15 protein-coding genes are annotated in these 12144 nt (G+C 35.4%); 4 read left to right on the plus strand and 11 right to left on the minus strand.

The window, feature by feature from the left end; all coding sequences use genetic code 11:
• Positions 1-48: 48 nt before the first annotated feature.
• Entirely contained in the window at positions 49-267 is a 219-nt protein-coding gene (locus AC4IFO_RS22185; RefSeq protein WP_490737668.1) for a hypothetical protein, read from the minus strand.
• A gap of 291 nt (positions 268-558) precedes the next feature.
• Here AC4IFO_RS22185 and AC4IFO_RS22190 point away from each other — a divergent pair, with 291 nt between their 5' ends.
• A complete protein-coding gene (locus AC4IFO_RS22190; protein ID WP_349494738.1) occupies positions 559-1035 on the plus strand; it encodes an Hcp family type VI secretion system effector in 477 nt (158 codons plus the stop codon).
• A 58-nt stretch (positions 1036-1093) separates the two neighbouring features.
• Here AC4IFO_RS22190 and AC4IFO_RS22195 read toward each other — a convergent pair whose 3' ends face one another.
• The 6 genes from AC4IFO_RS22195 to AC4IFO_RS22220 form a co-directional block, all read right to left on the minus strand.
• Positions 1094-1318, minus strand: coding sequence for a hypothetical protein (locus tag AC4IFO_RS22195; protein ID WP_490737671.1), 225 nt, complete (start codon positions 1316-1318; stop codon positions 1094-1096).
• Between the two features lies 1 nt (position 1319).
• Positions 1320-2237, minus strand: a complete 918-nt coding sequence (locus tag AC4IFO_RS22200) for a hypothetical protein (RefSeq protein WP_490737673.1) — start codon at positions 2235-2237, stop codon at positions 1320-1322.
• A 144-nt stretch (positions 2238-2381) separates the two neighbouring features.
• Positions 2382-2681, minus strand: coding sequence for a hypothetical protein (locus tag AC4IFO_RS22205; protein WP_349494741.1), 300 nt, complete (start codon positions 2679-2681; stop codon positions 2382-2384).
• Positions 2682-2737: 56 nt separating this feature from the next.
• A complete protein-coding gene (locus tag AC4IFO_RS22210; protein WP_490737675.1) occupies positions 2738-3163 on the minus strand; it encodes a hypothetical protein in 426 nt (141 codons plus the stop codon).
• Positions 3164-3196: 33 nt separating this feature from the next.
• On the minus strand, positions 3197-4537 hold the full coding sequence (locus AC4IFO_RS22215) for a secretin GspD/PilQ domain-containing protein (protein WP_349494743.1): 1341 nt from the start codon (positions 4535-4537) through the stop codon (positions 3197-3199).
• A complete protein-coding gene (locus tag AC4IFO_RS22220) occupies positions 4518-5549 on the minus strand; it encodes a zonular occludens toxin domain-containing protein (protein ID WP_349494744.1) in 1032 nt (343 codons plus the stop codon). Before AC4IFO_RS22220 ends, AC4IFO_RS22215 begins: the two co-directional genes overlap by 20 nt.
• Before the next feature lie 135 nt (positions 5550-5684).
• Between AC4IFO_RS22220 and AC4IFO_RS22225 the strand changes: the two genes are divergently transcribed.
• Positions 5685-5885 carry a hypothetical protein gene (locus AC4IFO_RS22225; protein WP_490737678.1) on the plus strand — a complete coding sequence of 67 codons (201 nt, stop codon included), beginning with the start codon at positions 5685-5687 and terminating at the stop codon, positions 5883-5885.
• Between the two features lie 65 nt (positions 5886-5950).
• On the opposite strand, the gene AC4IFO_RS22230 is transcribed toward AC4IFO_RS22225, so the two are convergent.
• From AC4IFO_RS22230 to AC4IFO_RS22245, 4 genes are all read right to left on the minus strand, one after another.
• Positions 5951-7381, minus strand: coding sequence for a hypothetical protein (locus AC4IFO_RS22230; protein WP_490737680.1), 1431 nt, complete (start codon positions 7379-7381; stop codon positions 5951-5953).
• Positions 7382-7430: 49 nt separating this feature from the next.
• A complete protein-coding gene (locus AC4IFO_RS22235; protein WP_490737682.1) occupies positions 7431-7667 on the minus strand; it encodes a major coat protein in 237 nt (78 codons plus the stop codon).
• 262 nt (positions 7668-7929) lie between these two features.
• Entirely contained in the window at positions 7930-8352 is a 423-nt protein-coding gene (locus AC4IFO_RS22240) for a hypothetical protein (protein WP_349494748.1), read from the minus strand.
• 232 nt (positions 8353-8584) lie between these two features.
• Positions 8585-10675 carry a replication endonuclease gene (locus AC4IFO_RS22245; RefSeq protein WP_490737684.1) on the minus strand — a complete coding sequence of 697 codons (2091 nt, stop codon included), beginning with the start codon at positions 10673-10675 and terminating at the stop codon, positions 8585-8587.
• A 448-nt stretch (positions 10676-11123) separates the two neighbouring features.
• Between AC4IFO_RS22245 and AC4IFO_RS22250 the strand changes: the two genes are divergently transcribed.
• Together AC4IFO_RS22250 and AC4IFO_RS22255 are read left to right on the plus strand one after the other, a co-directional pair.
• Positions 11124-11315 (plus strand): hypothetical protein, encoded by a 192-nt coding sequence (locus tag AC4IFO_RS22250; RefSeq protein WP_349494751.1) that lies wholly within the window; start codon positions 11124-11126, stop codon positions 11313-11315.
• A gap of 185 nt (positions 11316-11500) precedes the next feature.
• A complete protein-coding gene (locus AC4IFO_RS22255; protein ID WP_490737687.1) occupies positions 11501-11875 on the plus strand; it encodes a hypothetical protein in 375 nt (124 codons plus the stop codon).
• Positions 11876-12144: the final 269 nt, after the last annotated feature.

Genomic DNA, 12144 nt, shown 5'->3' on the forward strand with positions numbered 1-12144 from the left:
ATTATGCGAACCTAAGTATAAAATGAAAAAATCCAGCGTTTTGGCTGGTTAATCGTGTTGGTTCTTTTTAGCTTCGTTATAGTCATTAATGAACCTTGTTACATCGGTTAACGTCATTTTGAAATGCGTGTTATTGCCATTTTTGCGTCTTGGCGGTAATTCGATACCAAGCAACTTATTGTTATCTAAACGTGCATTGCTATAGTCAATCCAGCCAATTTTAGCCATTTCTAAAAATGATTTTTCACTAATCCAAACAGTTTTCACCTAATTCATTCCCTATAAATTATCGCTGAAAGATTCTTTCGTCTTCGACCATTAAACTATTGAGTTGCTATTAGATCGAACAATTAAAATCCTGTCAACCAGTGGCGCAAGCGCGGTTTCGTGTTTTTAAAAAAGCCCACCCGTTTTATCGGCGAGCGAGCTTTGGGTATTTCTGAAATTTTAGCGTGTCGCCTTACATGTCTAACGACATAAAAACTGAGAAATTTGATTTAAGAATAATCAGTATGCTACTATTCTGTCCACATAAAACAACATAGGTTATTGAAATAAATGTCTAATATAATTTATTTAAAGCTCACAGGTGAACGACAAGGTTTAATCTCAAGAGGCTGCGGAACAGAAGATTCTATAGGGAATAAATTTCAATTAAATCATAAAGATGAAATATTTATCACTCAGTATTCTGAATCAACATCGCGTATGCAAAATATGACTCACCATCCTATTGATTTTATTAAGATGATTGATAAATCAACGCCACTGCTTTTAGTGGCAAACTCTAATAATGAAAAACTTCAATTAGAATTGAGTATTTATAAAACGACAACAAATGGAACCATGGAAAAATATTTAGTTGTTAAAATTAATGAAGCCTACATTATCAATCGCAATGTTAGAATACCTCATTCAATCAATAGTAATGATATGCAACCAGAAGAATCATTTTCAATTATATATAGGGATATTACATATAACCATATAACTGCAGGAACATCAGGCTATAGCATTTGTGAACAAAACATTTAATAGTTAATAAGGTTTTTATCATCATTTAACTTTAAAAGATAAAAACCTATTATTAAATTTAGCCTTTTTTTTCTTTTAGTTTATTATAAATAGTGTTTTTTAGAATAAACATGCAGGCAAATAAAATTAAAAAAATAATTAAAGTAACTCCCTCACTTTCAATTCCTAGATCTTTTAAGAAAAAATAGATCGATACGGATATGGTAGCTGAAAAAATCAAGTTTACCCAAATAAATAACTCTAAGAAAATCAAACCTAAAATACCGCTAAGAAAATCACGCATGTTATTTACCTGCCCTAGCATTATTAATTAACTCATTAAAAGCCAAATATAAATTATCTAAAACTAGTTTGTTATCCCCAGAAGAAACTAAATTTAATATTTTCTCAAAGAATGGTTCAGCAAAATAATATAGCATATTAATGTTTTTTTCTTTTAACTTATTAAAAACAATCGGATGGAGCCTATACAGCTTTCTGGATGAAGCGGACATTTTTTCAACAACCCCATACCCAGATAGAACTAAAATAGGAGTACCTAAGGAGCCTCTAATAACTGCTGCTTTAGATAGGTTATTTAGAATGATAATTGCAATAAGGTTAGATAGTGTATATACCAATATATCTTTAACTAGTATTTTTGCTGAAAATCTTTCTAAAATATTCTGTGGACTTTGATAATTAAAGTAAGGGCTGAAATTTGTTGCATTATTTATAAACCCAGATAAAGATGAATGCAACTTGGTTCTAAAATAGTTCTTTATTTCCTGTGATATAGTTTTATCTTCAATTAATCCATTGTCTACTAAAGCTTTTAATATGACTTCTAATTTCTCATTAGATGAAATGTCAATAATTGAATTAAAAATAGTTGATACCAAATCGGATATTACATCATGGTATTTAAATGGGGATGTTACAATTCGATATAAAATTATTAATATTTGTAATTCCTCTTCATTCATTGTCTGTCTTAGGGCTGTTCTTAACGGAATTAAATTATGTTCAAAATAGCGAGAGTGAAAGGGGTTTAATTTAGATGGATTCATAGAAAACTCTCTTAACGATGCTCTACTTACTCCTTGATATATATCATTTACAACGCTTGCTCCTAATTCTGCCGCATCATCAGTAAGCTGCATCCATTGTTCAGTATTTTTTGAGCGATATATCCATCCTTCATCAAAATCTTCCATTGCCATTTTTTATTCCCTTTTGATTCAAATTATATTTTGATTGTTGATGCATTATAAATTTCACTTATGTTATATGCAACCAAAACGCTGTTAACAATATCTACCGCTGTCCCCGCTCACACAGTGAGCGGATACCGTTAAAGGGTTATTTTAACCTATCCATTTATCTTGATGTTGGCTGGGTAATTCACTTTGCTTAAAAAGCATTTTATAACAGATAATATGCCCGCATTGCGTGCATTGAGGAACAGATGCATAACCTTCCTCAAAATTCACCTGCGACCAATCATCTATTAATTTCCCGCGTTTTTGTAATCTAGAAATCATCGTAATCAGTGACGTTTGGCCATGTAAATAAATCGCTGTTGATAACGGTAAATCATTCCGTAAGGCAAATATTAATAGGTTAGATAATTTACGCTTATTCCTTTGAATTAGTTTTCTTTTCATATTGTTACATAACCTCTCTTTTATCATTGTGACGGCGTCACACATTTCGTTCTACTTTATACGCTCATATGAATCTGACTATTCGGGCTTTCTGGTTTTATTGTTGATGCAATAACTTTAACTTGTTGTATTAAGCCTTCCAGTTGTTTGATATTTAGCGTTTCTGACGTAGAATCCCGTAATAATTTAAACTGGAGTTCCGCATTCTTAACCAATGTTAGTTGTGTGACCTCGGGTAAATGTAGTATGAGCATAATGGCGGCAAGTTGAAGATTATACTGACGACTTTGCACCTTTCTTGCTAACCGTTTGAATTCGTTAATATAATAAATAGGCATCAAATGTGAAGTATTATTCTCACCTACAATGAATGATTGCCTTTTAAAATCACTATCGTAACGATTAACTTGTTCTTGTAATAATTCTAATGCTGAACGAATTCCTTCATCATTCAACATTTCAGGTGTAATATTTTTACTCATGATATTTCCTCTTTTTATTTGTATATCAAAGAATTAATTGGTAATCGGCGTAACAATTCTGGCGCGGATTAAAATATACATGGTATTTTCTGACTCCGATTCAGACTTCGAATCGAAAAGCCAGCCAATAACAGGAATTGAAGAAGCGCCTGGTGTTGATGATTTATCATTAATAGCGCTATGTTGAATAAGACCACCAATCAGCAACGTATCACCATTGTTTACTTGAACCGTTGTATTGATTGTTCTTTCGTTCAGAATGATGTCAGATGCATCCGTAATATTGGAAATACTGCCTGAATTAGACGCAATATCTAACATGATGGAATTATCACCCAGTACAATCGGTGTGACTCGTAAATTAATACCGACATCTTTACGGGTGATCGTTTGAAACGGATTTTTGATATCAACGCCCTCTCCAACGACTTTTCCTGTCACAATCGGCACATTTTGACCTGATGAAATAAAGCCTTCTGAGCCTGATAAAGTTAATATCCTAGGAACAGATAAGATTTTACTGTCTTTAGAGCCTTCAACGGCGGTTAACGCAAGGGAAAGAATATTACCTGAGTAAATACCAAATGAACCACCTAGTGATGAAAGCGATTCACCTAGCGAGCTTGTATTGATACCGCCGACAACGTTAGAGCCTGATTTTTTCCCTGCACCAAATGAAAAATCGAATGATGACCCCTTTCCGACTTCAAACATGATAGCTTCAATCAATACCTGATGTGTTCGAACATCAATATCGTAAATAAACGAGTCTAAATTATCAAAATTACCCTTTACCGTTGAAACAATTAAAGAATTTGATGCTTTATCGACGATAGCGGATGATCCTGACGTTGAAAATGATTTTAAAAAGATATCAACTGCGGGAAATGCAGATGAGGCAGTGATGTTTTTAAATTGATAAGTCTTAGTCGCGACTTCTAACAATTTAGGTTGGGATTGTACGGGATAATCAATTAATTGGTTAAATGATGAACCATCATCATTATAGTATGGATCTATTGCAGGAACGGCATAGTCCATGTCGTTATCGGCATTAATATCTAAAACAGGATTAACACGGATCGCGTTGTTTTGTCGGATAATCACAGGGTTTCCTGAGATAACCTCAAAACCACGGGATGCCATCACGGAAACAAAAAAAGAATCGAGGTTATTCGCCGTAATATCCGCATTAAAAATCGTAATTTTTTCATCAAATTTAGCAGGAATAACAACGCCTTTCCCCGACAACTGAGAGTACCAATTCACAAAATCAGTGATAGGCACGTTGTTCATTTCCAACGATTGAGCCTGAGTCAGCGAGGAAAATAAAAAAGTGAGTCCAATCAAAAAATTACTGACAATGTATTTCATAATTAACTCCACTTTTCATTAAATGCACCAAACAATGATTGATTGGTTTTACGGTAAAGCCCTGCTTTTCAAAATCAGAAAGTGTAAAAATACCGTTAGGTGTTTGAAATTTATAAAAAACGGTATCCCCATGTTTATGATAAGAGTCGATATAGATAGAATTCATACTTTTATCAATAAATTCAGTTTGTTGAGGAATGTATTTTTGATAAAAAAATTGAAAGACAAGGGTTAATAAGATCCCTAAGAAAATTAAGGTAAAACGAGAAGAACGCTTAAAATAGATTTGAGTTAGCCGCATAAAGAAGCCTATATTTTTCTTCGCTGGATTATTATAAAGATAGCTAGGCGGAAGCTGACAAAACGAACCTTTATCATAAAAATCAGAGAATTGTTGTTTGGTATCATAAGCCGAATATAACGGTGCGCCCTGATAGATCCACTTATCAACGATTAATGCAGTAGGAGAATCGCCATATTTAACAATGGCTAAGTGAATTTTAGGCAATCGAAATTGCCCTAATGTGATAATTTGTAAAATCCAATGAATGTATGGGATTTTTAACCTATCCATTCGTCGGCAATAGACAACATGCTCGGCGAACATTAAACGAGATTGTTTATCAACAACTTGCAAACTTTGAACAAGAAAAAGAACGTCCCAGCCTAATTTACGGGCATGAGCAATCCAATTAATCAAATCTTGGCGACTCTTATCGGCCCAAGAACGGGAGTTAAACCATGTTCCACATTCATCAAGTACCAATAAACCGTTCAAATCCTCATTATATGATGTGTTACCACGCCCTATTGCCTCTAAATCAAAGGCAGTAGGTTTATCGGGAACACGAACTAAATTAATATTTTTAGCGCGATAGCCAAACATTCCCGTAAATGAAATATTTAAATTCGTAGCAACTTTACGCCCTTTTATTAAATAGTCGCGTATTTTATAAACAGCAGATAACGTTTTCCCTGAACCTAATTTCCCTGTCACAAAATAAACAGCCATTCTATTTATATTTCCTTATCCACTAAATGGAGATATAACTCTATGAGTATTTTAATCATTCAAAATGCACCTAATGCCATAGCGAGCTTGTGCTTCCAAGATAAAACAAGCGAAAGAATATAAACGGAAATAATAATGTTAAAGCATGTTTCAAAGTTAGATGGTAAAAATAGAGAGAAAATATCAATAATTGGTGCTATTTCGGTTATACTGCTATTTATCCAATTAATTAACCCCGAAATGAACCCCGAAAAAACATATGAAAAAACAGCGTATGTTATCGCAAACCCCGCCAGTAATTTCACTACTTTCCAAACAATAGATGCAACAACGTAAATTCGCCAAGCCGAAAAAATTGCACTCACTAAAGCGGGTATCCAAGCAAAGAGTAATGGCATAATTTAGCTCTCTTTTGGTTGAGGTTTTAATGCATTAATTAATGTGATAAAAACAAACCACAATGTAAAAAACATAAAGATGTAATACAGTAATGACTTTATTTTATTAATGACGCCACAATCAATCACAACTTCATAAGGTAAACCTTGAAAAATATAAATGGGTGAACATTCTTTATAATGCGGTATTAATTGAGATAATGAATTGGATAAGGAATCCATTCCAAATAATGAGGTAACATTAGAATACGATTTAAAATCCGTTCCATAATCAATGGTTGCCCCACCATTAGAATAACGATCAATAGATTGAGTGATGTCAATCAGCTTATTACCTTCGGGTAAATGTGAATCTAAAGCGAGTATTTGATTTTTCCAATTTGGAATATCACTGACGCCATATGGGTCATGATGGGTATTGAGTGAATCAATAATATCAGCATACAACGTGTAATCATGAGTATCTCTCGCCTGATTTTCACTTAGCGTCAACTCCGACGATGAAAGTCGGAATTGATGGTCAAAAATTTCACGCCAATCAGCATCGGGCTTGCTTTCAACTTTCAAATAGTCATCTATATTCGATAGCGTTTTATCCATTCGATTTGTGGAATCACTGATATTATTAGTATTTTTGTTTATTTTATCTAAAACTGATGAATACTCACCGTTACCACTACCTCCTTCATTACCGCCAGTGTTACCATTGCCTCCCTCATTGTCACCGCCTTCGTTCCCCCCTTCATTACCGCCGTTATTATCATTGGGCGTACCTGTAGAATCACCATAATTAGGGGCAGCAACCCCGACAGGACGCCAATCAGCACTAATTCGATCACCCACAATCACGGCAACGGACGTTGACTCGTATTTACAACCTTCATAATTGGCAAAATAATTCCCTGATGGATCTTTATGGGCGGATGAAAAGGAGTAATTTTTTAAAATAGGTTGAGACTTACAATAATTTTCAAGAGAACCACCTTCAATCGTAGGACAGCCATACGTTTTATTTAAAGAGTTCTCAGAATAGACTTTTTCATTCGGGCAATAGAATGCAGTGTAGTTATATTGAACAACGACTGAATTTACTTTATCCGTAGATGAATATGAATCTTTATCCTCAAGCCAATCAACAATACAGGTCACATTCATGTATTTTAATGAAATATATCGACCGCCTTTTCTTTCTGGTAAGCCAATATAAGAGACACCGGAAAAAGTTGCAGCAGGAAATTGGTATGTTCCTTGATAACAGTTTAATGCTTGGGCTTTTGAAATTTCTGTTGATGTAAAAAAAGGAGCAGACCAATACCCTGTGTCGGGGGAGTATTCAGAATAATTATATTCAAATTTACCCTGTGTAACAGGGTAATCTTTTATCGCAGCAAAAGACGATGATGGGAATAATAAAAATAACAGAAGCAATCGCATAATTTAATTCCTTTAATAGAGGGCGTAGCCCCCTATTAATTAATACGCATTAAACTTTACTTGATACTTTTTTGAATAATTTAATTGCAAGGAAGCCGCCGACAACAAGAGCAATTACAGGCCATGCTAGATCAATCATACCTGTAGCAGTATCTCCGATAGATTTAATAGCATCTTGTGCAGGTTGTGGAATAGTAGATTCCGCAGCAAACGCAGCCGTAGGTAAAACAATAAAAGAAACAATTATTGAAGCTGAAAACAATTTTGATTTGATAGATTTAAACATATATAACTCCAAATTAAGATAACTCACGAGTGAGTCTGTCAAAGAAGCCGAACAAATATCCGGCGGAGAATCCCGAAGCAACAAGAATAGATAAATAGCCAGCAAGCTCTAACATAATTACCTCGGCGAAGATAAACGCCCACAAATAAATGACAATAGAAAAACAATAAAACCCAGAGAAATATAAAAGTAATCTCTCATTTCAATGATTATTTGAGGGTCAATCATGATTGAAAATTCCAATTATTAAAATTTGGCAATATTATTTTTTGGGCGATAATGGTTTCCCATCAAAGCGAATCAATGAATCTGAAACGTATTGATACCAAACACCGTTATTGTCGCGTGATGTCGCCCATGCACTCGGTAAGAAAGTGATATAAACCGGTTGCTCTGATATTTCAGCCGTAACTGATTTCAAAAATACATAATCTTCTTGAGAGCAAACATATTTGCGATATTCCGTTGAACGAACTTTTAACTTGTCATCGTCGTAAGGGATCGCCAGAACGAATCCAAATTTTTCTTTAACTTTAATTTCTTTCTTACCGTCAGCCCCAATCACTTCCCGTTCTTCGGTATCGGATAAAACATGCGAAAAGTGACCGCCTTGTACGGCTGCGCATTTAAACCCTTCAGGCATATTATTTTTAAACTGATAGCGGTCGATGTAATTTTTTCTCATACGCTTAATTCTCATTAATAGTGGCGACAGTTATTGTCACGAGTCCAAGGAAAGTAAATGCCTATCTAGGCGACTACGTCCCCCAAATAGGCATTTACTTTCGAAAAACAGCCGGAAAGAGACTCTTCTTTCTTGAAAATGAATAAAAAAGCGACAAAGGAAAAATAAAAGACCGCTGCTTGTAACACCACACAGACAAGAAAACATAAGACGAAAAAAGATAATGCCGTCATCATAATTTTTGCTCCAATAAACTGGTTTTATAAACACCGTTTTCAAATTCATCTTCATAGTCGTCAGCCCCTTCTTGATTCGCTAAACAATCTAAGAATCCTTGGTCAAACTCGCTTTCTTTACGACGCAGCAGGGCTAACGCAATGCTTTCAGCTTCTGTCATTCTTTTTGCCTCACAGGTGTTGAATCGGGTAATAAATAGGTGCTCATGAAAATAGAATCCATAGACCGTTTTATTGGCTACTTCATCATAGAAATTACGCTTTACATCGCCATCAATCTGTTGGGTTACGTAATAAGGACGAACAACAAAATCAGAGAAAAAACCGCCATTTAGTTCAATGTAACGTAAAAAGTCCCCTTCATCCGCCGCGTGACGTAACGCTTCTAATTCCTGTTTTTCAACGTCAGAAAAATGGGTTAATGCAATATCACCACTGCGAAGCTGATGGCGTAATAAACGGAGTTGGCGATAAACGGTGACACTTGGGCAACCGAAGAATTGAAATAAACGCAATCCTGACACACGAGACCAGACCGAAACGCGTTTAACCGCATTCGAAAAGGTGGCAGATGATGCATTATCCGCTAAATTTTGAATCCCTTTAGACTGTTCAAAACCTGCCATTTTGGTAATGTATTTAATGATATAAGAGAACCCATCGCCCTTCTCACGGTCAATCAACTTGATTTTTATGCGGTGTTTTTGAGCCCCTTTTTCATCGGGAGAATCTTTTAAGGCTTCCTCCTTAAAAATATCAAGGATAGCGCCACATTGTTGAGGTTGAGCATAAAATAAGATATTCCAATGAACGCAACCATCCGCATGAGGTTCAACGGTCCTTAGACCGGGGATCACAATATTTAATTTGTCTAAACGCTTGCGAACACGAGTAAACGTATCCGATAACCATTGATGGGAATCACGAACAGTCGGCATTCCTGAATCAATCCAAGTTGGGTTTTCAATGTGCCATTTTTTACCCGTTTTGCGGTTTTCCCGTGTTGAGACTGAATGAAAACGGGATGGGCACGTTAACACAACAAAATAGCCCGTTAATCCCATTGAATCCGCCAATGTGCAAACGCCTTTCGCCCTAACAATTAACTCAACAACCCGATTTTTTCGATTAGACACAGATGCATCAAAGGCTTCTTTGAGCGTGCAAACTAAATTATCATCGGCATCAAAAATCCCCATTGCCTGTAAAAAACGCTCTATTTTTATGTCTTTACGGTGATAATGGGAAAGTAACCATTCGCATGCATAAGGGCGCATCGGTGTTAACATCATCAAGATACGTGAGACTTCTAAAACACGAGATAAGCGGTGTTTATCAAGGAAACGGCGCACAAAATATGGATTGAGAAAACGTTGGATCACCCCAAGTTGAGAATGTGTTTTAACCAATTTAAAGACGTGTTCTTGAGAAAAATTAAACGCCCATTCAACACGCAGCCCTATATGATTAACCATGTTCTGACAGAAAATAGGAATTTCTGAATCCGGTAAGGCAGTGTCCCAAATCAACAAGGGAGAAGATAAAAGTTCGTCTACAAAACCATTTGCCACTAATTGCAAATCTTCATCAGTGCAAAATAAATTAATGCCCTTTCCTTTACCTTCTGTCGAAATAAAAGCCAAAGAATAAGCCACTTCTAAACGTTCAATCGCTTTTTCAACGCCGAGCCCTTTTACCAGCTGGCAAACAGCATGAGCAACCGAGATTGAAAAAGCCCCGAAAGCAGAAATCAGATAAGCAGCATACATCCGCCACTGAACAGAAAACTCAGTGAAACCAGGTTCAAAGGTAAAAATGATTTGATGTGTTCGCGAGTCTAATTTCGGTAAAAGTTCGGCTTCTGTCTCACCAAATAACTCCTTGTAACGTTTTGACGCCAAAAGGAAATGCTGTTTCGACTGCGAGATTTTAAATTTATTGTCCCAATACTGTTCTTTTAGTTGTAAGGGTTGGTGTTGGCTTGCAGAAAAATGAAAATGATCGTTATAGCTATTCAATAGCTGAGAATTTAGCGCTTCTCTTCCAACAGTAGGATGAGAATTGTTTTTTGTTTGAATATTGACCACGCTGCCACTCCCCCTCATTTTTAGCTATGAATTTTGCTTGAAGACTAGCTCAACAATAACTAAACAGTCAACCGAACTAAAATCATATTAACCTTTAATATCAAACAATTGCCCGAATTCGGGCACGGTAACACCCACTTTCGGGCATATAACAAAGAAAAGGTACCAATAATTGCACTTGAGCTTTATATCCATATGATTTAAATGATTATTTTATTTATTAAATTAACAGTATTTTAAAATCATTTTAATTTTGAGTGCTTTTTATCCAATTGAAAATAAATGTAAATCATTATCACAACCAGAACGCACTCATCATTTACCGAACCATAAACCTTAGAATCTAAATATTTATTTCATGGGTTATTTATAAGTTCTTAGAATCTAATAGTCAACATAATTTTAAAAATTAGATTATGATAATCTAAGAATTTCGATGGAGGTCTCAATGCCAACAAAACACATTAACGACAACACATGGCGATTGGTTGAAAAAGAAACAGTGAAAGCTGTGATTGAATTGAAAGCCCCTGTAAAAGATACAGAGGTACTGGATTGGTTGATCCGTAAAGGAATAGAGTCGATCACTGAAGATGACTATCGAAAGTTTTCGAAGTCTGCGGGAGATAAAAAAAGCTGATAGTTACGACTCAGTTTTAGTCATATTGGCTGAAAGCCTGTAGTTATCCTGAGACTACCCCCGTAGTACAGCACGGGGGTTTTTCTTTTTTACCCTTTCCCACTTGAAACCTCAAAAAAATACCCCCATTGATAATAAGGTAATGGAATAAGCCATTGCTTAAACTTAAATTTATAGAGGTGAAGATGGTAGCAAATATGAACGGTTCATTCCCTTTGAGTAACAAAGGTATTGATGACAATGTAACAAGAACTAGCATGGGAAATTATGCAATAGGTTATGTAAAAGATGGTAAGTTTTATACTACATATGTAGGCCGATCCGATACAGATGTTAATGCTAGACTAAAAAAACATGTTGAAAAACATGGTAATAGTAATCGATTCCGGTATGACTATGCATCATCGGTAACTGCGGCATTTGAACGAGAGTGCCAAAATTATCATTCATACGAATCATCATTAACAAATGAAATACATCCAGATCAACCTAGTGTGCATGGCAAGACAATATACTGCCCTGTTTCTGGTTGTGAAAAAGCAAAACCTAAGGATAAATGATGACTGAAACTCAAATTTTAGGCATTGCAGCCATAGTTGTATTAGTTTATATATGCAAAAAATTTGGTATTGGTAACTAATAGATTTAGCCTATGAAATCTATATTCTCATAGGTAGCAAAATGACTGTTTTGTTACCTATTTTTGATTCGCATAATGCGCTCTATGTCTAAAGACGAACCTTCGCGATTGCGGTCAACAGCAACCCCATTCTACCGCAATCACTCAGAACCCTTTTTAACATAGCGACATATCTATTATGCGAACCTA

The sequence above is a fragment of the Providencia sp. UF-224 genome (assembly GCF_058245955.1).

Bases quoted from the DNA above. Each gene is read 5' to 3' on its own strand.
- AC4IFO_RS22230 (WP_490737680.1), bottom strand. From the start codon at position 7,381: ATGCGATTGCTTCTGTTATTTTTATTATTCCCATCATCGTCTTTTGCT.
- AC4IFO_RS22240 (WP_349494748.1), bottom strand. From the start codon at position 8,352: ATGAGAAAAAATTACATCGACCGCTATCAGTTTAAAAATAATATGCCT.
- AC4IFO_RS22200 (WP_490737673.1), bottom strand. From the start codon at position 2,237: ATGGCAATGGAAGATTTTGATGAAGGATGGATATATCGCTCAAAAAAT.
- AC4IFO_RS22215 (WP_349494743.1), bottom strand. From the start codon at position 4,537: ATGAAATACATTGTCAGTAATTTTTTGATTGGACTCACTTTTTTATTT.
- AC4IFO_RS22210 (WP_490737675.1), bottom strand. From the start codon at position 3,163: ATGAGTAAAAATATTACACCTGAAATGTTGAATGATGAAGGAATTCGT.
- AC4IFO_RS22205 (WP_349494741.1), bottom strand. From the start codon at position 2,681: ATGAAAAGAAAACTAATTCAAAGGAATAAGCGTAAATTATCTAACCTA.
- AC4IFO_RS22255 (WP_490737687.1), top strand. From the start codon at position 11,501: ATGGTAGCAAATATGAACGGTTCATTCCCTTTGAGTAACAAAGGTATT.
- AC4IFO_RS22190 (WP_349494738.1), top strand. From the start codon at position 559: ATGTCTAATATAATTTATTTAAAGCTCACAGGTGAACGACAAGGTTTA.
- AC4IFO_RS22250 (WP_349494751.1), top strand. From the start codon at position 11,124: ATGCCAACAAAACACATTAACGACAACACATGGCGATTGGTTGAAAAA.
- AC4IFO_RS22195 (WP_490737671.1), bottom strand. From the start codon at position 1,318: ATGCGTGATTTTCTTAGCGGTATTTTAGGTTTGATTTTCTTAGAGTTA.
- AC4IFO_RS22235 (WP_490737682.1), bottom strand. From the start codon at position 7,667: ATGTTTAAATCTATCAAATCAAAATTGTTTTCAGCTTCAATAATTGTT.
- AC4IFO_RS22225 (WP_490737678.1), top strand. From the start codon at position 5,685: ATGTTAAAGCATGTTTCAAAGTTAGATGGTAAAAATAGAGAGAAAATA.
- AC4IFO_RS22220 (WP_349494744.1), bottom strand. From the start codon at position 5,549: ATGGCTGTTTATTTTGTGACAGGGAAATTAGGTTCAGGGAAAACGTTA.